Here is a 14980-nt window from a genome sequence, read left to right as displayed (position 1 = left end):
TGGGACTCGACGCTGATCGACACGGCCGACTGCACGAACGGCAGCTTCCAGTGCAGGCCAGGATCGGCCTCGCCGACCACGGCGCCGTTGGTGAGCAGCACCACGCGCTCGCGCTGGTCGACCGTATAGAACGAGCCGCCGACGATGGAGAGGGCGACGAGGCCCGCGATGCCGATGAGGCCGAGCCTGCCGTAGTTCAATTTCTTCGCTCCCTTCTGCGTCGGACCGCGATCACCCATCTGTCGTTCCAGTTGTGTGCCTTTGGCCATCGGCCCCTCATCGCATCCACACGACGCTGCCGTCCGCGTCTACTGTACAGCGCGACTGGTGCCATTCGATGTCGTTTGAGGGCCCAACCGCGCGGCGCATAGATTGCGATGCACGGCATCGCCCGGAACGCCGTTATCAGCCGGCGCCCGACGTCGGCGCAGGACGCGTGCTCACGAAAGGGCTCGAGACCTTCTGGGCGGGCGAGCATCAATCGCGGTGGAGCGGCCGAAAGCGCCGCCGGTCGTTCCTTGCATGTTCTTGGATCAAGCGCGGTTGCCAGGATACCGCTCATGCGCGTTCAGTGTTGCCGCACGGCTCAATCGAAGCTCGAACACAATGCCAGAATAATCGCTGCAGCACGCGTCGATTGAGACAAGGTGATGGATACCTAAAGCTCGATTTGCATCATTTCGGGCATCGCAAGTTGGATCAGGAGCACGCCTTGCCATTGGGTAAAACGATTTCATTGTAGGTGGATTTTACCGCTTGACCGCCGCGGGTCGGCCAGGGGACGCTGGCTTTGAACGTGAACTGGTTATTGGCGCCACCCACAAGCCGCATAATATTGCTTCCGAATAAAGCTGGATACGGCACGCTCACTTCGGCCAAGACGTAGCGCATTCCGGCGAGCTGGAAGCCCTCCGGCACCTTCAGATCTGTTGCCGCGCCGACGGCCCGTGCTGTGCCGTTGCTCGTCGCGTAACTGGAGCACACTCGAGGCAGCTGCCCTGAACCGTCCGCTGCGACGCCGAGCGCGCTGATCACGATCTGAGCTGTGCTGTTCGGATAGGGCGTCAGAACAAGTTTGGCTGACGCGAAGATGTCGCTCAACGTCGCCGCCGCCATCGGTGTCTGCGTGTCTCCCTGGGAGGTGATGTCCGCTAAAGTACGCGCCAGAAGTGTCACTTTACGATAGTGATCGAACGCGCGGCCAAATTCCGTGATGCCAAACAATAGCGTCAGCATTACCGGCAGGATTAGCGCGAACTCGATGGCTGAGACACCGTAGGTGTCGTCACGCAGGTCGGACAACCTGCGGATGTAACGGATCCTGTCGGGCATTGGCCATCTCATGGGTCAGCACCCCTGTCCCGACGAGGTGTCATAGGGTTCCGTACGAAAAACGGCCGTCGACTGAAGTAGCCGCGCCCCATCACCGAAGCCGGGCAGACCGGCATAGAGGAAGCTAAAAGCGACGCGGTATTTGACTGCGGCGGTGAAGACAACGATCGCTCCCGGCTGCGCGCAAGCGTAGCTGGTCCCGAAACCGGTGGACCAATCTTTCGTCATCGTATCGAGCGGTGTCGGCACGCTGCCGGCCGCGAAGGAAGTACTCAACGCGATGTTGAGCTTGAGTGAACTGCAATCGAATGCCGTCGCGACCTGTGCAGTGTTGGTGCCGCACATGGACGCTTTCATTGCGGAGAGCAGTTTGCTGCTGTCCGTCTGGCCTGTATTCGCCTTCTGGAATTGACCCGTGTAGATTTTTCGGCCGGCGCGCTGGAGAGCATCATCGAGGTTTCGCGCCGTCCAGACCAGCAGGGCGGTTTGGAGGATCACCGCAAGCAGACTCAGGAACGGCGTTGCGATCAGGGCAAACTCGACAGCGGCCGCACCATCTTCCTTCCGGATGAGGTGGTTTGCTGCCAAACGCAATCGCGCTCGGATCGAGTGAAGCTGATCTCTGCAGCGGGATGGCATTTACAGCCCCAGAATGATACTGTTGAAGAGATGAACGATTGAACTCGGATTACTCAACAATCCTGAGCTTCTTATCAGCTACCTTGATCAAGGTTGGGCATGAGACGATAACGCGGATGTCGTCGTAATCCCGATCACTGCCAGCGTTGGGTGGGCGGTCCTCCCAACCGTAATACATGTACTTGCCATCGCTGCAGCTCGCAGTCGACGTCGCTGGATCGTGGGTCGTGTGGCTGTTCGGCAGGATCCCACCGTCGGATTTGCTCTTGCAGGCGCTGAGGCTATCGCAGACGATCGTCTCCAAGATCGGGTTCGAGACCATGTTCACAGTCGTCAGGCTGCCGGTCGTATTAACGCGATAGCCCTTCATGCTCATTGACTGAACCCGCAGCCCGGTATCGATAGTCGTGTCAGTGTAGTATTCATAAGTTTCCTGGCTTGGATCGTTCCAGATCGATTTATTGCTTCGGGCGTTGCGCACGTTGTGCAGCATGTAGCTCGGAGCCTCGTTGGCGCCGCAGGTGGGTAGAGCGGCCTTCGAGTAGTCGGTCGGAGGAGTGCCGTTGTCGGCGATCGCGACCAAGCCGCGTCGGCCCTTATCGGCTTCTGCCTGACGCTTGGGATCGGACGAATAGCAGTACATGTAGATGCGGTTGTAATCCGCTGCTTCGGGCGACAGCTGGCTGAAAGTCGGCGGACTGGTCTGGTAGACCGGCGCGACTCGGTTGACGGTGGTCGCGGTGCCGACGACGAGTTGTCGGGGCATGCCTGGCAGGAGATGGAGCAAGTTCGTCTTGACTGTCGTCGAAATTGTCACCCGGTAGTTTGCGCCATCGATCCAGCTTCCGTTCACCTGATACCCGCCGGTCGTGCCAGCGGTGCCCAAGCGAGAGGTGAGCTGAGCACTTGCGAGACGTAGCCCCTCGGTGGCTGCTGCGACTGTGTCCGCGTTGGCGACGAGCAGCGCGGTTGCATCGGCGATGCTGGACTCGACCGCCCGGATGCGCACGGCATTGCCGTAGTCGATGACGAGGCCGCCCGCGCCCAGGAGCAGCGGCAGGCTGAGCCCGAAGATCATCACGACGTTGCCGCTTTGATCATCAGCGAAGGGACGAAGCCAGCGCGACAGGCTTCCACGCATGTGAGATCTCCCAACGCGCGTCCCACCATTCACCAGCGAGCGCAGACGGTGCGGGATCACGTTGGCGTTACAATATTAATTCCAGGTTGTTGCCGTTATTTAGACGATCATATTGAAGCATTAGGTGCGCTTCCCAGTTTTGGTATGGTTAATGAAAACTAAATGTTGGTCTGCTGTCAGCTTGTCTGGGTTCCTGCAAAACGGGCGGCATACGGCCTGACGTCCTTTGGAACTCTGAGGCTAAGACGTCAGCCCGCCCCCACCGCCGCCCGCCGCTTCGCCTGTGCCCCCGGCACGCCCAGCCCGATCGCCTTCGCGATCTTCGAGCGCTGCGCGGCGTAGCTCGGCGCGATCATCGGGTAGTCCGCCGGCAGGCCGTATCGCTCGCAGTACGTCGCCGGCGTGAGGCCGTGGGCGGTGAGATGCCTCCGGATCGTCTTGTAGGACCGGCCGTCGATGAAGCTGACGATGCCGTCCTGCTGGATCGACTTGCGGATCTGAGCAGGCGTCGGGCGGTCGATCGCCGCCTCGTGCGGGGTCGGGACGGCGATCGTCACGGGCAGCCCCTGCAGTGCCACCAGCCCGTCGCGGACCGTGCGCATCAGCCCAGGCAGCGTCTCGGGTGCCACGGCCTGGCGGCCGACGTAGGCCGCCACGATGCCGGCGGTGAGGTCGAGGATGGGGTCGAGGGTCTCAGGCATGGTGCTCTCCTGAAGTGATGCGGCAGGCAAAGTCGCGCGCCGGCGGGGCGCGTGGGTTCAGTGCACGTCCTCCTCGTGGTCGGCGGGGACCGGCACCCGCAGGCCGAGCTGGCGAGCCAGCGTGTCGCTGATCGGGATCCGGCCCCACATGGCCTGGCCGCGGCCCTGTGCTTCGGCCTGGACCCGCTCGCGCTCGCGGAAACGCTCGTTGGCGCGCGCCATCGACGCGCGCTCGGCAGAGATCTCCTCCTCCGTCTGCTCGGTGATCACGGACTCGCCGCGCATGTCGGCCTTCACCGTCTCCCAGTGGGCGACGGCGTTGGCGCGATCGTCGTCGGTGGCGCCGGTGTCGTAGAGTTCGGCGTTGAGGATCGCCTCGACCTTGGCGAGCTCGGTCTCGATCGGCAGGGTCTCGTACCGGCACTCGGCCACGACATCGGCGTCCGACGGGCAGCCCTTGCCGTCCCAGAGGCAGCGCCAGCCCGGCTGACGGAACCGGATGCGGGCCCGCTCGATGGCCCAGGTCGGTTCGCTGGCGAGCGCCTGGGCGTAAAACCCGACCTTGGTCGCGAGCTCCCGCGGGTCGGCGCCGTAGCCCGCTTTGCTCGACACGAGCAGCATGATCTCCCGGTTCGCGTCCGGGCCCGGTGAGGCAGTGAGCGCGCGCCGCAGTTCGTCCCGGCGCCGCTCCAGCCAATCCTGCTGGGCCCGGTTAGGCGCCGAAGCGACGGGCAGCCGCTTGCGGCGGAAGGAGCCCGGCGCATCCTCCAGCCGGTTCGTGAACTGCGCGATGAACGTGTCCGTCTCCCGCGTGGCGAGGGGCGGCGTTACGACCCGGCTCAAGACCGAGGACGTTGAGAAGGTCGGCAGGGTCATGGGGCAATCCAATCATCTCAGCGACGAGAGCGAGGCCGCCGTTCGTGGAGCGGCGGGGCGGGGCAGGTGCGGGGGAGCGGCGGGCCTCACGGGCGGCGCGCTCGGCGGCCTCCCGCAGCGCGGTGTCGAGGATCCCGTCGAAGGCGAGCGCCCAGTCGGCTTTGCGGGCGATCGGGCGGTGCGCGTTGGCGTGCGACCAGCGGTGCATGCTGGCGGCGGTCTGCCGGACGAAGGCGACGTCGAAGCCAGCCGCCTCGGCTGCCGCGTAGTGGCGCCCCTCCGGCGCGAATCCGTCGGGACACAAAACAGCCCGGGGAGAGCGAGCCCCCCTGGGGGCCGTGGCCGCGTCAGCGGACGCGGGGGGGCGTTCGGTGCCAGGGGAATCTCTCTCGGGGGATTCACCCCTGACGGATTCCCTGGTGGATTCTCTGGGGGATTCCTTTGGGGGTGACTGCAGTGTCACCCGTCGGGTGTCAGGGCTGTCACCCGTGGGGGTGACACAGGTGGCTTGTTCCGGACCGCTGACGGGTGACTGTGTGTCACCCGTACCCGCGCCTTCGGTTTGGTCCTGGCGGCTTCTGTCACCCGTCGGTGACCGACCGGATCCAAGCCTAGGATCTCCGGATCCCGGGTCGCGACGCACCACGCCCGACAGGTGCAAGACGTAGACGTTGCCCTTGCGACCGCCGGACGTATTCGGTTCGACGTGAAGGACGTCGAGCTCTTCCAGCACCTTCAGCTTGCGCTGCACGGTGCGCTCGGACTGCGAACACTGGACGGCCAGCGTCGGGATCTTCGGCCAACACCGACCGCTCACCGGATCGGCGTAGTCGGCCAGCACCATGGCGACGAGTTTGGCGACGCCATCGGGGATGTGCGTCCGCATGATGTGGCTGATGGCTTCGACGCTCATAGTCGTGGTCCGGGCAAGACTTCATCGTCCGGCCGCGAAGCCTGTCCGGCTCCGGGCACGCGAAGACCCGTCGGCTGAATCGCTGGTCGCGAAGCCAATCGGGCCGGTGTGGCGGGTGGTGGATCTCGCAACGCGGGCCGAGCTTCAGGCCTCCGCCGAAAGGGACGGCGTCTGGAGGCGTGGGCTCAGGGCCTGCGGAAGGCCGGATCTCGTCCGGACCGGGCGGCATCAGTCGGGCACGAGGCGGGGACCTGACGCAGGGCGCGCGAGGATCTGATGGGCCGGGCGCGGGGGACCGCGGGGCAAGGGCCAGAGCTGCGGGATCATGGTGATGCAGACCTCAGGCTGAGTGGGGCGAGGAGGCGTCGCCGGCGGGCGCGGAGGCCTGCGGCATGGGGACGGCGCTGGCGCCGATGCGCGGCGTGCCGGCCGGGCCCTGATCCGGGCCGAGCAGGTCGAGCCGCCGCAGCGTGTCCAGCTGACGGACGCCGGCGAGCGCCAGGCAGTCGATGACGCCGAGATTGTTGATCCGGATCGCCGTGGAGGTCGGCGAAGCGTCGCCCTCCAGGGCGTCGTTCTTCACCCTGAGGTCCTCGACGATCTGCGCCAGGAGCGCTTCGAGCTTCCAGCCGGTCGGGTTTCCGACCGACATCAGCACCTTGGTGGTGGGCGTGCTCATCGATGACCTCGGGAGGGTTGCCGCGCGCAGGCGGAGGGGCGGCCGGGAGCGGCCAAGAATCCGGATGGAGTCCGAGTCTTTCGGGAGTCGGGACCGCTCCGCGGCCTTCTCCCGGGCGCCACTCTAGGCGTCCGGTCCGGGCGACGCCGGTGTCGGGGGCGGTTCGCCTGCTGCTGCGAGGCGCGCGGATTCGCGGGTTAGCAGCTCGGCGTAGAGCCGGCGGCGCATCGGGGCGCCGAACGAGCGGTAGGACGCGATCTCCGGCGGGAAGGCGAGCGCCAGGGCGGCGATCGCGCGCGCCTCGGCGGCGTGTTGAGCCCGGATGCTGGCGGGATTCGAATCGAGGCTGGCCGCCAATCGCGACAGGTGATCGGGGATCGAGGCCAGGCGCTCACGGGGCTCGATGTCGAGCGCCAGCTCCGTCCGATCCAGGGCGTCAGCGAAGCGGCCCAGCCCGGCGAAGCGCTCTTGGGTGAAGCTGCCCGCGACGCCGGGGCTCAGCCAGCGCACCAGGTCCGCGCCCGAACGACCAGGAGGAACGCCGGCGGCCGCGGCGAGCGGGGCGGCGGCGAACAGGCCGAGGAGCCGGCGGCGCTGCGGATTCGAGCTCATTCCGCCGCCTCGCTCATCGAGCTCGGAGCAGCGTACAAATTCGTGAAGTCCGGCCGGGCCAGCCGCTGGAAGGCCTCGCCGTAAGGCGGGTACGAACAGGCGCGCACCAGGTCGTAGAAGCCCTCCGGCTTCACGCTGTTGGCGCCCACAGGCCAGTCGTGGTCGGTGCGGGTGGAGCGCCCGGCCGAGCGGGTCCGCAGCTCGCCGCGCACGGCGAAGATCACGTGCTCCGTCGTGTTCCGGAAGTAGCGCCCGAATCCAAGGTCCGGCTTCGTCCAGGTGTGGACCGTCTTGTGCTGGAAGCCCCAGGCCGGGAGCAGGTTGAGGGCGAGGCCCAGCGTGTTGTTGGTCGCCCAGAGGTAGAGGTGGCAGTTCGCCTCCGCCCAGGATTCGACCGGTACCGCGGCGATCTCAGCGATCGGCATGGTGGCGTAGTCGTGCCCGCAGGACTCGGAGATGTTGTCCTCCTGCCAGGGCGGGTCGAGGACGAGGGTACGGAAGCGGCCGTCGACCGGCGCAAGGTCGAGAATCCGGATCTCGTCGCGCAGACGCAGGAGCTTGGTGTGCGGGCCGTTGACCTTGCCGGTCCGGTCCATCTCCTCCAGCAGCGGCCCGAACCGATCCGGATCGGCCTCCGCCGCCTCGCACACGTCCCGGATCTTCTCCAGTTGGCGGCCGGATATGCCCCAGTGCGCGGCGATCCGGTCGAACGTCCGATCCGCCAAGGCTCGCGAAACTTTCGCAGGCCTTGCGCCCGGCTTGGCGGGTTTCAGCGGGCTGATCCGGCCGCCCCGGGCCGCGGCGTCGAGCATGCGCTCATGCGCGGCCGCCTGCTCCCGGGCCAGCAGGGATAGGCCCATCGCGTAGATCTCGCTCGGACGGAACAGCTTCTCGACGCGACGCATCAACGAGACCTGGCGGGAGGACGTATTCCGAGTGGGAGCGGCGCGCGGCGTGGCGCGCCCAGGCGTCATGCGGACGCGAATCGGGAGAAAAGGTCGGACGGGGCCGCCGCTGAGGCGGCGATCGCCGGCAGCTCGGGCCCGGGGGCGGCGGCCGCGTAGCCGGGCTCCCACGGGAATCGCAGGGCCGGCGGAACGCAGGCGTGCGCGTAGTGGACGTCGCCCGGGAAGCCGCGGGAGGCGGCGCGGCTGCAGCCGCACGCGCAGCGCGGGAGGTCGGGGATCGTGGGCTTACTGCCGAGAGCTGTGAGTGGGACGGCCACGATCAAGCTCCAGGCGGGGGGTGAAGGTCGGTGTGCTGGCCGCGGGACCAAAGACGGCGATCCCACTCGGCGGGCGGGCAGATCGCGTCAGCTGCAGCGCCGTGGCGCCTGGCGCTGGAGAACAGCCGCCGCGCGAGCGCGTGATCTCGCCGAACGCGGGCGAACGCGCGCGCCGCGCCGAGATCGTCGACCCACTCGCGGAAGCGGTGCCAGTGGAAGGCGAGCGGCCTCACGAGCCGGCCCTCCGCTGCCAGTCCTCGGCGAGCAGGGCGTCGATCGCCTGCCGCTCCGCCAGGAGCTTCCGCTTGCGCTCCTCGCGAGCGAGGTCGTCGAGCCAGGGCAGAGGCGCGGCCATCGCGCCGACCACGAAGGCCAACCCGTAGCGGTTGAGGATTGGCCCGACGTACTCCAACGAAGGCTTGGCCTCACCGGAAAACCACTTCTCGACGGTGCGTACCGGCGCATTGATCGCATCAGCCACGCACTGCGCCGGTTTGACCGGATGCAACTTGTGCCACTGCTCTACCCAAAGCTGGGGTTTAATCACCCAGCCCCGGGTCTCATCAGCCCCAGACTTCCGCATATTCTTCCTCGACACTGCGGGTATCGAGGCGGTGGTCCGAGCCACGCGGCTGGACTGCGGGAACGAGGCGCTGCCACTCATGGAGCGCCCCGCGAAAGGAGGTCGAAACCGTGGAGATAATCACGCACCGGGGCTTGCAGGCTGGTGGGCGCGTGAGGGACGGCGGGGGCGGTTCGCGTCATGCGGGCCGCCCTGCCGCTATGAGGCTGAGCGCGACTGCACCAGAGGCGCAGCACACGCCCCAGAATGTGTGGCGGACCACATCGCTGCGCAGGCCACTGTCGAGTGCCTTCAGGGCCTCGATGACGCCGCCGAGAGCGGCGGCGGCCAGCGCGATCGCGGGGATCAGGAGAAGCACCATTCAGGTGCCTCCCGAAGGGGCCGGAGCCCGAAGGCCCCGGCCAAGTCTACGGGAGGAAACGCCCAAAGTGGGCTGTCCCCGGTCGGCGGACGCCAAACCGCCGGCCGGAGCTGGTGCGCAAGCGCGGACGGAGCGCCGAGCATGATGCTCGACGACCCCGCCCCGCCCGCTACCATCGGAAGTGCGAAGACCGATGGAGTTGAGGATGGAACTCGACGGACGGTTACAGGCCGCGGAGAGGCGGATCGCCGAGCTGACGGAAGATCTGCATCGCGCCAACATCCAGCTCGGTTTGGTGACCGCTTGGTGCGGGGCGTTGACGGCGCTGGTCATCGGCGCAGTCCTCTGGCGATAAGCGCCGCGCCAGCAGCGATCCAACACAGGGCCGAAAGACCGCCGGCCAGCCCGATCATCACGCGTGCATCGAAGCCGATCGAGAGCATGGCAACGCCGCCGGTGAGGCAACCGGCCGCCATAAGACTGGACACACAATCGACTGTAGAAGCGCCGGACTGGGGAGACATGTCAGCACGCCTCCCGATCGAGCGCAGCCGGGATCGGCGCCGAGCCGTAGGGCAGCAGCTTGGTCTGGACCTTCGTGCCTTTGGGCAGGATGGCGACTTGGTCCTGACGGGTGGGCAGTGGCACGCCGACGGCCGCGGCGAGGTCGAGCGTCAGCTGCTCCCGGCTCGGGATCGTCTCACCCGGTATCTGGGTGCGGACGTGCCAGAGGTTGAGGGCGAAGCCGGCCAAGCGCACGAGCTGCTCGGCGTCGAGGGGAAAGGACGAGCCGGAGCGCATCAGGCGGCAGCTCCCTCGGTGGGGGCGGCGAGGCGCTTGGCGGCTGAGATTTTGGCAAGGCGCTCGTAGGTGACGTCCTTGCGGCCTCGCGCTTCGGCTCCGCGGACCCACGCGTGCCAGTACTCGGACGAAACCGAGTTCCGCTTGCGCATCTGCTTAGCGGTGTTCTCGGGCACGCCGATATCGGTGGCGAAAGCGCCGAGGCCGTAGCTCGCAATGAGTGAGCGGAACGAGTCCATTTCAATTGGGTACCATGGGTACCCAGAGAGTCGCAAGACGAAACGTACCCAGCTTCGGGGGTACAAACTGTGCATGGATCTCGATACGCCAGGAGCGCGCTTAGCTTGGGCGCGTAAGAAGGCGGGCTACGATAGCCCGCGTGCGGCAGCTCGTGCGCTGCGCTGGAACGAGAACACTTACAAGTCCCACGACAACGGTGTGAGGGGCTACGGCGTCGAGGAAGCACAGGTCTACGGGCGCGCCTTCGACGTGTCGTGGATCTGGCTGGTCAGCGGTGAGGGCGGCGTTGAGCGGAAATCCGCGGCGCGCATTGTTGGGCTGATCGGGGCAGGCGGCGAGATTGATACGAGTGTGAGTGACGCGTTCGGTGAAGATGTCGTCGAAGTAGAGGTCCTGGTCGCGTTGCCGCCGGACGCTCTGGCCTACGAGGTCTGGGGCGACTCCATGCTACCGAAATACGACCCGGGGGATATTATCATCGTCCGCCCCTCAGAGGTGACGCCAGACGAACTCGTCGGCGACATCGCGCTGGTCCTGACCGGGGAGGGCAAGCGCTACCTCAAGCGCATCCAGCGCGGCGACGAGCCCAACACGTTCAACCTCGAAAGCTTTAACGCCAAGCTGCTTCAGAACAGGCGCATCGTCGAAGTCGCGACGATCCATCTCGTCGTGCCCGCCAAGCAGGTGCAGCGAGTTCCAACCGGGAAAGAAATCGAGCGGCGCTTCAAGCTCAAGGCAACAGGCTGATCGCCATGACTCAGCCCAAACCCTTCCGCCCCGACAAGGCCGCCCACGTCCAGTTCGGCGACCTCCACACCGACTTCATCCTGCCGATCTGCCTGCCGGATCCCGAGTTGCAGGTCGGGGACGCGTTGGCCGTCCTGGTGGTGACCACAGTGGAAGGACAGCGGGTGGGGGTGCCGATCGGAGTGAATGCGCTGGAGCACCTTAAGGGGATCGTGGAGGCGGGGCTGCGGATGGTGCGGGCCGATGAGGGCCCGGACGACCCCGACTGGCCGACGCAGCTCTGATCCCGGCCGCCCTGCCGCGGCCAAACCATAAACGACACAACCGGAGGAACCCATGACCCGCACGTCCGCCGTCGTCCTCGCGCTCCTGCTCATCATGGGCGGGGATGGCGTCGCTCGAGCCCAGAGCTCGTCCGCCACCAAGCCCCCGGCCACCAATGACACCTCCGGCATGGCCGGCGACAAGGCCAAGAACGCCGAGAGCGCCCCAGCTGGCTCCGGGACGAAAGGCCCAGACGCGAAGGGCACGGTGGACGTGTCGCCGGGCGTCGGGGCCGTCGAGGGCGCGGACGGAAAGCCGCCGCTGAAGGACGGAACCGGCAAGTGACCGCACCAGAGGCCGCCAGCACCAGCGCGACCCGCATCGGCATGCGGCGCGGGGCGCTCGGCCTGGTGACAGCCTACGCGGCTCTCTGCACACTGAACCCTGCGCATGCGCAGAGCCACGGCGATCGGGTGGCCGTCTACGCCAGGACGCTCTCCGCGACGACCTTCGCGTAGCAGGCCTGCCCGGGCTTCCGCGCGGACGCCGCGAAGCTCTCCCTGATGCGCACTCAGGCCGGGGTCACGGACGCCGAAGACCAGACGATCGCGGACAAGATCCGGGAGAGCACCGGCTCGACCGCCTCTGCCTATGAGCGGGTCGGGCAGAGCGCGTGGTGCGCCGACACGTACCGTCAGTTCGGGCCGCACGGCACGCTGGCGGCGGATGCGCTGCGGAAGAAGCCATGACCGAGACCATGACCCATTGTCCCGACAACGCGACCGACGCTGACCCCGCCGTCCTGGTGGTGACCACCGTGGAAGGACAGCGGGTAGGCATACCGATCGGGGTGAATGCGCTGGAGCACCTGCGGGGGATCGTGGAGGCGGGGCTGCGAGTGGTGCAGGAAGAGGTTGGGGGTGCGGAGCCGTGAGGCTAATGCCGCGGTCTGTCAAAGGCTCGGCGCCTGCAGTCGTGGCCTGATGTCGTACGAGCCCGTTCCTCCTGATGAATTTCGGGACTACCGTTATGTGGCCTTCATAGACGAGGCCGGCGATGATGGTCTAGCGAAGGTAAGGCCCATCGATCCAGATGGAGCTTCCGAGTGGTTTGTCTTGTCGGCCGTCGTTGTGTCTGTCGAAAACGAGCTGAATGTTCCTCAATGGCATAAGGCGCTGCGTGATGACATCGGGCATCGCCAATCCCGCATCATCCATTTCAAGCGCATCAACGAGGACTGGCGCAGGGAGGCCTTATGTTCAGCAATGGCGCAGTTGCCCATGCGCTGCATTGTTGTAGCTTCGAATAAGAGGAGCATGCGCGGACATAGCAACAAAAGAGCGGCGAAGGCGCCAGCTCGCAATCCGTTTTACTGCTGGATGACGCGCCTTTTATTGGAGCGCGTTACGCAGTGGTGCGGCAATCGAAACGAAATCAAGAAAACGCGCGGAGGGAAGGTAAAATTTGTCTTTTCCGAGCGCGGAGGAATGTCGTACAGCCAGTTCGCCGCATATTTGCATTGGCTCAAACTACAAAGCCTTGGTAATAGTCTATACCTTTCGCAAGGCGATTTGGATTGGTCTGTTGTTTCAACGGACTTGATTGAAGCCTACAATCATGAGCGAAAAGCTGGCTTGCAGCTTGCCGACGTTGTTGCGAGTGCATTCTACCAAGCTGTATCGCTAAGGCCGGATGGCACAACGCGGCCCCGATATGCCGAGCTTCTGCGTCCGCGTATGGCGATCCGTGGCGGCACGCATGCTAATTTTGGCGTGAAGATGATGCCTACTAATATTTGGCGCTATGGCGTGGATGAAGCGCAGACGCAGATATTCTCAAGCTACGGATACCAGAGCCGACTGCTGAGGCGGTAGGCCGCTGGGCCCGTGTATCCGGGGGCGTTAGCCAATAATCCTAAGTATTAGCGTCCCATCGGGTGCTGCCGAAGCAACCAGGTTATCCAGCAAGCCTACCTTGCTCAGTTAAGCGAGCTGTAGCGGTTCGGTCAAGATCATCCTGTTAAGAACTTGAAGCTGTGCTTTTTCGGGGACGCCTTAGCACTCGAAAACTGGAGTGCCATTTCAAAACGGCAGCGGATCCGCGAGCCCCGGCGGTACCTTCCCGAAGATCGCCAGCGCGCCTTTGCCGCGCTGTCAGGCATAGTCATCGAATGCGCCGAGGCGCACCATTGCTGGCATCGCCCGCAGCCCCGCAGGACGTCATGCGCCTCATATCGAATGCCCTTGTGGCTGTCCTCCTGATCGCCTCTACTGGCGCCCTCGCGCAGAGCCGTACCTACACGCGCACCTTCACCTGCTCGGATTTGAAGGCCTTCGTCGCCCGGTCAGGAGACGCCGCGCTCGCGTCCAGCGATCTGATCTACGAAACCGTCCATCGGGACGGTGGTGCCTGTGAGCAGGATGAGACGAGCGCGCCCGCCTACGAGCCGACAGCCGACGCGCCGGCCTGCTTCGTCGGATGGCGGTGCAAGCAGCGGAACAGCGACAGCAATCAGAAGTGATGATCGGCGCGGCTTAGAACGTCAGCTGATCCGCCAGCCCCGGCGGCGGCGTCCCGAAGACCACCAGCGTCACCGGATCCGCCCCTACGTCAGCGGCTGTGGGTGCTGGGACTGACGGCCGGAGAACGTATCCGGCATCAGCGGGCAACCGCGGTGCGGCTGCTGGTGGTGCATCGCGCGCGTCGTGTTGGACCCGCTGGCGCCGCCCAGGATCACCACCCGCCCATGACAGGCCGGGCACCGTTGGACGTCCCGGCCATAGACGATGGCCGCCACCTCCAAGCTGACGGCGACCCAGACGCCGTGGCTCTTCACTTCGCAGGTGTCGGCGATGGGTGCGGGCATGGGCGGAGACTGCCATGCGAGCTTAGGCATAGCCAAGTCAGAACGGCAGCTGATCCGCCAACCCCGGCGGCACCTTCCCGACGATCGCCAGCGTATCGGCTCCGAGCCTAAGCGAGCGCCTGCGGATGGGGAGATGGCGTACCAGAGTATGTGTCGGGCTTCAGCGGGCAGCCGGGATGCGACTTCCGATGCGACAGCGAGCGGCGAACGCCTCCACCACTGTAGGCCCCGAGGATCATCACCTTCCCGTGGCAGGCCGGGCAACGTTTGACGGCCATGACGTGCTCGGTCGCCGCCTCCTCGAGGCTCACGGCATGCCAGCCGGTCCCGATCCTCACTTCGCAGGTCTGGCGGGCAGTTTTGGTCATAAGCCCGGCGTGGCATGCGCAACCGCTCGTCGCTAGAGCGATGGGGTCACAGTCAGAACGGCAGCTGATCCGCCAGCCCGGGCGGTACCGTCCCGACGATCGCCAGTGTCACCGGCTCCGAGCCGTCGATAGGATGACGACGAGCCGCAGATCCGTTAGCCGGCTCATCTGACCAAGTTGAAGCGGAAAGCCTACCTCGTGTCCGTCACGCAGCGCCGCGAGGCCGTGCGCGTCTACGCGGTGCTGGCGACGACGGCAGACGAGGCACTGGAGGCGATCGCGCTCTCCGCGCCGCCGCGGGCGAAGCTGGAGATCGTGGGCGGCCTGTCGCGCGACATGGCCCGTCGCATGGGCCTCAAGGCAGGAGAGCTACGCCTGGTGTGATGCGCTGGAGAACGGCACGGCCCAAACTTCACGTGTGCGACCGACGTATAGCTTGTCCATCCAGGTGAATGTGCGTGACTGTGATCGGCCTAAGCTCGCACGGTCGGGCCGGCGCAGTTCTTCCCGTACCGGGTCGGTGTTTCGCGGGCTTCAAAGTAACGCCCTGACGCTCGCGTATTCTGAGACTGACTGCGCCCTGCCGCCCGCCGGCGTGCGGGGCGCCTCTTTCAGAACGGCAGCTGATCCGC

At 65.8% G+C, this 14980-nt stretch carries 27 protein-coding genes; 11 read left to right on the top strand and 16 right to left on the bottom strand.

What is annotated here, in order from left to right; translation table 11 throughout:
- The 7 genes from ACLBX9_RS09840 to ACLBX9_RS09810 all read right to left on the bottom strand — a co-directional run.
- On the bottom strand, positions 1–269 hold a 269-nt coding region (locus ACLBX9_RS09840; RefSeq protein ID WP_447718778.1), incomplete at its 3' end, for an SPFH domain-containing protein.
- 430 nt (positions 270–699) lie between these two features.
- A complete protein-coding gene (locus tag ACLBX9_RS09835) occupies positions 700–1332 on the bottom strand; it encodes a TadE/TadG family type IV pilus assembly protein (RefSeq protein ID WP_447718777.1) in 633 nt (210 codons plus the stop codon).
- A 15-nt stretch (positions 1333–1347) separates the two neighbouring features.
- The gene (locus ACLBX9_RS09830; protein WP_447718776.1) at positions 1348–1920 is read right to left on the bottom strand and encodes a TadE/TadG family type IV pilus assembly protein; all 573 of its coding nucleotides are present in this window, start codon (positions 1918–1920) and stop codon (positions 1348–1350) included.
- Between the two features lie 100 nt (positions 1921–2020).
- Positions 2021–3112, bottom strand: a complete 1092-nt coding sequence (locus ACLBX9_RS09825; RefSeq protein WP_447718775.1) for a hypothetical protein — start codon at positions 3110–3112, stop codon at positions 2021–2023.
- A gap of 248 nt (positions 3113–3360) precedes the next feature.
- On the bottom strand, positions 3361–3813 hold the full coding sequence (locus ACLBX9_RS09820) for a MucR family transcriptional regulator (RefSeq protein ID WP_447718774.1): 453 nt from the start codon (positions 3811–3813) through the stop codon (positions 3361–3363).
- Between the two features lie 57 nt (positions 3814–3870).
- Positions 3871–4434: a hypothetical protein gene (locus ACLBX9_RS09815; protein WP_447718797.1), complete on the bottom strand. Its 564-nt coding sequence runs from the start codon at positions 4432–4434 to the stop codon at positions 3871–3873.
- A gap of 91 nt (positions 4435–4525) precedes the next feature.
- Positions 4526–5506: a helix-turn-helix domain-containing protein gene (locus ACLBX9_RS09810; protein ID WP_447718798.1), complete on the bottom strand. Its 981-nt coding sequence runs from the start codon at positions 5504–5506 to the stop codon at positions 4526–4528.
- Between ACLBX9_RS09810 and ACLBX9_RS09805 the strand changes: the two genes are divergently transcribed.
- On the top strand, positions 5396–5680 hold the full coding sequence (locus tag ACLBX9_RS09805) for a hypothetical protein (RefSeq protein WP_447718799.1): 285 nt from the start codon (positions 5396–5398) through the stop codon (positions 5678–5680). The genes ACLBX9_RS09810 and ACLBX9_RS09805 overlap by 111 nt on opposite strands.
- Before the next feature lie 262 nt (positions 5681–5942).
- Here the strand turns inward: ACLBX9_RS09805 and ACLBX9_RS09800 are convergent, their stop codons facing one another.
- The 6 genes from ACLBX9_RS09800 to ACLBX9_RS09775 all read right to left on the bottom strand — a co-directional run bounded on the left by ACLBX9_RS09800 (position 5943) and on the right by ACLBX9_RS09775 (position 9062).
- Entirely contained in the window at positions 5943–6281 is a 339-nt protein-coding gene (locus tag ACLBX9_RS09800; RefSeq protein ID WP_447718796.1) for a hypothetical protein, read from the bottom strand.
- Positions 6282–6404: 123 nt separating this feature from the next.
- Positions 6405–6893, bottom strand: coding sequence for a hypothetical protein (locus ACLBX9_RS09795; protein WP_447718795.1), 489 nt, complete (start codon positions 6891–6893; stop codon positions 6405–6407).
- Positions 6890–7798, bottom strand: coding sequence for an MT-A70 family methyltransferase (locus ACLBX9_RS09790; protein WP_447718794.1), 909 nt, complete (start codon positions 7796–7798; stop codon positions 6890–6892). Before ACLBX9_RS09790 ends, ACLBX9_RS09795 begins: the two co-directional genes overlap by 4 nt.
- A gap of 65 nt (positions 7799–7863) precedes the next feature.
- Positions 7864–8118, bottom strand: a complete 255-nt coding sequence (locus ACLBX9_RS09785; RefSeq protein ID WP_447718793.1) for a hypothetical protein — start codon at positions 8116–8118, stop codon at positions 7864–7866.
- A 229-nt stretch (positions 8119–8347) separates the two neighbouring features.
- Complete coding sequence (locus ACLBX9_RS09780; protein WP_447718792.1) at positions 8348–8599, bottom strand: hypothetical protein; 252 nt, start codon at positions 8597–8599, stop codon at positions 8348–8350.
- Between the two features lie 280 nt (positions 8600–8879).
- On the bottom strand, positions 8880–9062 hold the full coding sequence (locus ACLBX9_RS09775; protein ID WP_447718791.1) for a hypothetical protein: 183 nt from the start codon (positions 9060–9062) through the stop codon (positions 8880–8882).
- Positions 9063–9267: 205 nt separating this feature from the next.
- On the opposite strand from ACLBX9_RS09775, the gene ACLBX9_RS09770 reads away from it, so the two are divergent.
- The gene (locus ACLBX9_RS09770; RefSeq protein WP_447718790.1) at positions 9268–9417 is read left to right on the top strand and encodes a hypothetical protein; all 150 of its coding nucleotides are present in this window, start codon (positions 9268–9270) and stop codon (positions 9415–9417) included.
- 170 nt (positions 9418–9587) lie between these two features.
- Here ACLBX9_RS09770 and ACLBX9_RS09765 read toward each other — a convergent pair whose 3' ends face one another.
- Complete coding sequence (locus tag ACLBX9_RS09765) at positions 9588–9863, bottom strand: hypothetical protein (RefSeq protein WP_447718789.1); 276 nt, start codon at positions 9861–9863, stop codon at positions 9588–9590.
- Complete coding sequence (locus ACLBX9_RS09760; protein WP_447718788.1) at positions 9863–10102, bottom strand: hypothetical protein; 240 nt, start codon at positions 10100–10102, stop codon at positions 9863–9865. The genes ACLBX9_RS09765 and ACLBX9_RS09760 overlap by 1 nt, the downstream gene beginning before the upstream one ends.
- A gap of 73 nt (positions 10103–10175) precedes the next feature.
- On the opposite strand from ACLBX9_RS09760, the gene ACLBX9_RS09755 reads away from it, so the two are divergent.
- From ACLBX9_RS09755 to ACLBX9_RS09720, 8 genes are all read left to right on the top strand, one after another.
- The gene (locus ACLBX9_RS09755) at positions 10176–10850 is read left to right on the top strand and encodes a S24 family peptidase (protein ID WP_447718787.1); all 675 of its coding nucleotides are present in this window, start codon (positions 10176–10178) and stop codon (positions 10848–10850) included.
- A 5-nt stretch (positions 10851–10855) separates the two neighbouring features.
- Positions 10856–11134 (top strand): hypothetical protein, encoded by a 279-nt coding sequence (locus ACLBX9_RS09750; protein ID WP_447718786.1) that lies wholly within the window; start codon positions 10856–10858, stop codon positions 11132–11134.
- A 52-nt stretch (positions 11135–11186) separates the two neighbouring features.
- The gene (locus ACLBX9_RS09745) at positions 11187–11459 is read left to right on the top strand and encodes a hypothetical protein (RefSeq protein WP_447718785.1); all 273 of its coding nucleotides are present in this window, start codon (positions 11187–11189) and stop codon (positions 11457–11459) included.
- Positions 11456–11632, top strand: coding sequence for a hypothetical protein (locus tag ACLBX9_RS09740; protein WP_447718784.1), 177 nt, complete (start codon positions 11456–11458; stop codon positions 11630–11632). Before ACLBX9_RS09745 ends, ACLBX9_RS09740 begins: the two co-directional genes overlap by 4 nt.
- A 45-nt stretch (positions 11633–11677) precedes the next feature.
- Positions 11678–11863, top strand: coding sequence for a hypothetical protein (locus ACLBX9_RS09735; RefSeq protein ID WP_447718783.1), 186 nt, complete (start codon positions 11678–11680; stop codon positions 11861–11863).
- The gene (locus ACLBX9_RS09730; protein WP_447718782.1) at positions 11860–12048 is read left to right on the top strand and encodes a hypothetical protein; all 189 of its coding nucleotides are present in this window, start codon (positions 11860–11862) and stop codon (positions 12046–12048) included. Before ACLBX9_RS09735 ends, ACLBX9_RS09730 begins: the two co-directional genes overlap by 4 nt.
- 49 nt (positions 12049–12097) lie before the next feature.
- The gene (locus ACLBX9_RS09725; RefSeq protein WP_447718781.1) at positions 12098–12988 is read left to right on the top strand and encodes a DUF3800 domain-containing protein; all 891 of its coding nucleotides are present in this window, start codon (positions 12098–12100) and stop codon (positions 12986–12988) included.
- 314 nt (positions 12989–13302) lie between these two features.
- The gene (locus ACLBX9_RS09720; protein ID WP_447718780.1) at positions 13303–13635 is read left to right on the top strand and encodes a hypothetical protein; all 333 of its coding nucleotides are present in this window, start codon (positions 13303–13305) and stop codon (positions 13633–13635) included.
- Positions 13636–13719: 84 nt separating this feature from the next.
- Here the strand turns inward: ACLBX9_RS09720 and ACLBX9_RS09715 are convergent, their stop codons facing one another.
- Positions 13720–13980 (bottom strand): hypothetical protein, encoded by a 261-nt coding sequence (locus ACLBX9_RS09715; RefSeq protein WP_447718779.1) that lies wholly within the window; start codon positions 13978–13980, stop codon positions 13720–13722.
- 566 nt (positions 13981–14546) lie between these two features.
- Between ACLBX9_RS09715 and ACLBX9_RS09710 the strand changes: the two genes are divergently transcribed.
- Positions 14547–14732: a hypothetical protein gene (locus tag ACLBX9_RS09710; RefSeq protein ID WP_447718756.1), complete on the top strand. Its 186-nt coding sequence runs from the start codon at positions 14547–14549 to the stop codon at positions 14730–14732.
- Positions 14733–14980: the final 248 nt, after the last annotated feature.

This window comes from Methylobacterium sp. A49B (assembly GCF_053346215.1).
This window is presented reverse-complemented; position numbering and strand designations above follow the sequence as displayed.

Excerpts from the sequence above, each read along its gene's own strand:
- ACLBX9_RS09745 (WP_447718785.1), top strand. The coding sequence starts at position 11,187 with ATGACCCGCACGTCCGCCGTCGTCCTCGCGCTCCTGCTCATCATGGGC.
- ACLBX9_RS09715 (WP_447718779.1), bottom strand. The coding sequence starts at position 13,980 with ATGCCCGCACCCATCGCCGACACCTGCGAAGTGAAGAGCCACGGCGTC.
- ACLBX9_RS09750 (WP_447718786.1), top strand. The coding sequence starts at position 10,856 with ATGACTCAGCCCAAACCCTTCCGCCCCGACAAGGCCGCCCACGTCCAG.
- ACLBX9_RS09800 (WP_447718796.1), bottom strand. The coding sequence starts at position 6,281 with ATGAGCACGCCCACCACCAAGGTGCTGATGTCGGTCGGAAACCCGACC.
- ACLBX9_RS09770 (WP_447718790.1), top strand. The coding sequence starts at position 9,268 with ATGGAACTCGACGGACGGTTACAGGCCGCGGAGAGGCGGATCGCCGAG.
- ACLBX9_RS09725 (WP_447718781.1), top strand. The coding sequence starts at position 12,098 with ATGTCGTACGAGCCCGTTCCTCCTGATGAATTTCGGGACTACCGTTAT.
- ACLBX9_RS09795 (WP_447718795.1), bottom strand. The coding sequence starts at position 6,893 with ATGAGCTCGAATCCGCAGCGCCGCCGGCTCCTCGGCCTGTTCGCCGCC.
- ACLBX9_RS09755 (WP_447718787.1), top strand. The coding sequence starts at position 10,176 with ATGGATCTCGATACGCCAGGAGCGCGCTTAGCTTGGGCGCGTAAGAAG.
- ACLBX9_RS09730 (WP_447718782.1), top strand. The coding sequence starts at position 11,860 with ATGACCGAGACCATGACCCATTGTCCCGACAACGCGACCGACGCTGAC.
- ACLBX9_RS09735 (WP_447718783.1), top strand. The coding sequence starts at position 11,678 with ATGCGCACTCAGGCCGGGGTCACGGACGCCGAAGACCAGACGATCGCG.
- ACLBX9_RS09775 (WP_447718791.1), bottom strand. The coding sequence starts at position 9,062 with ATGGTGCTTCTCCTGATCCCCGCGATCGCGCTGGCCGCCGCCGCTCTC.
- ACLBX9_RS09765 (WP_447718789.1), bottom strand. The coding sequence starts at position 9,863 with ATGCGCTCCGGCTCGTCCTTTCCCCTCGACGCCGAGCAGCTCGTGCGC.
- ACLBX9_RS09835 (WP_447718777.1), bottom strand. The coding sequence starts at position 1,332 with ATGCCCGACAGGATCCGTTACATCCGCAGGTTGTCCGACCTGCGTGAC.
- ACLBX9_RS09760 (WP_447718788.1), bottom strand. The coding sequence starts at position 10,102 with ATGGACTCGTTCCGCTCACTCATTGCGAGCTACGGCCTCGGCGCTTTC.
- ACLBX9_RS09790 (WP_447718794.1), bottom strand. The coding sequence starts at position 7,798 with ATGCGTCGCGTCGAGAAGCTGTTCCGTCCGAGCGAGATCTACGCGATG.
- ACLBX9_RS09820 (WP_447718774.1), bottom strand. The coding sequence starts at position 3,813 with ATGCCTGAGACCCTCGACCCCATCCTCGACCTCACCGCCGGCATCGTG.
- ACLBX9_RS09825 (WP_447718775.1), bottom strand. The coding sequence starts at position 3,112 with ATGCGTGGAAGCCTGTCGCGCTGGCTTCGTCCCTTCGCTGATGATCAA.
- ACLBX9_RS09815 (WP_447718797.1), bottom strand. The coding sequence starts at position 4,434 with ATGCTGCTCGTGTCGAGCAAAGCGGGCTACGGCGCCGACCCGCGGGAG.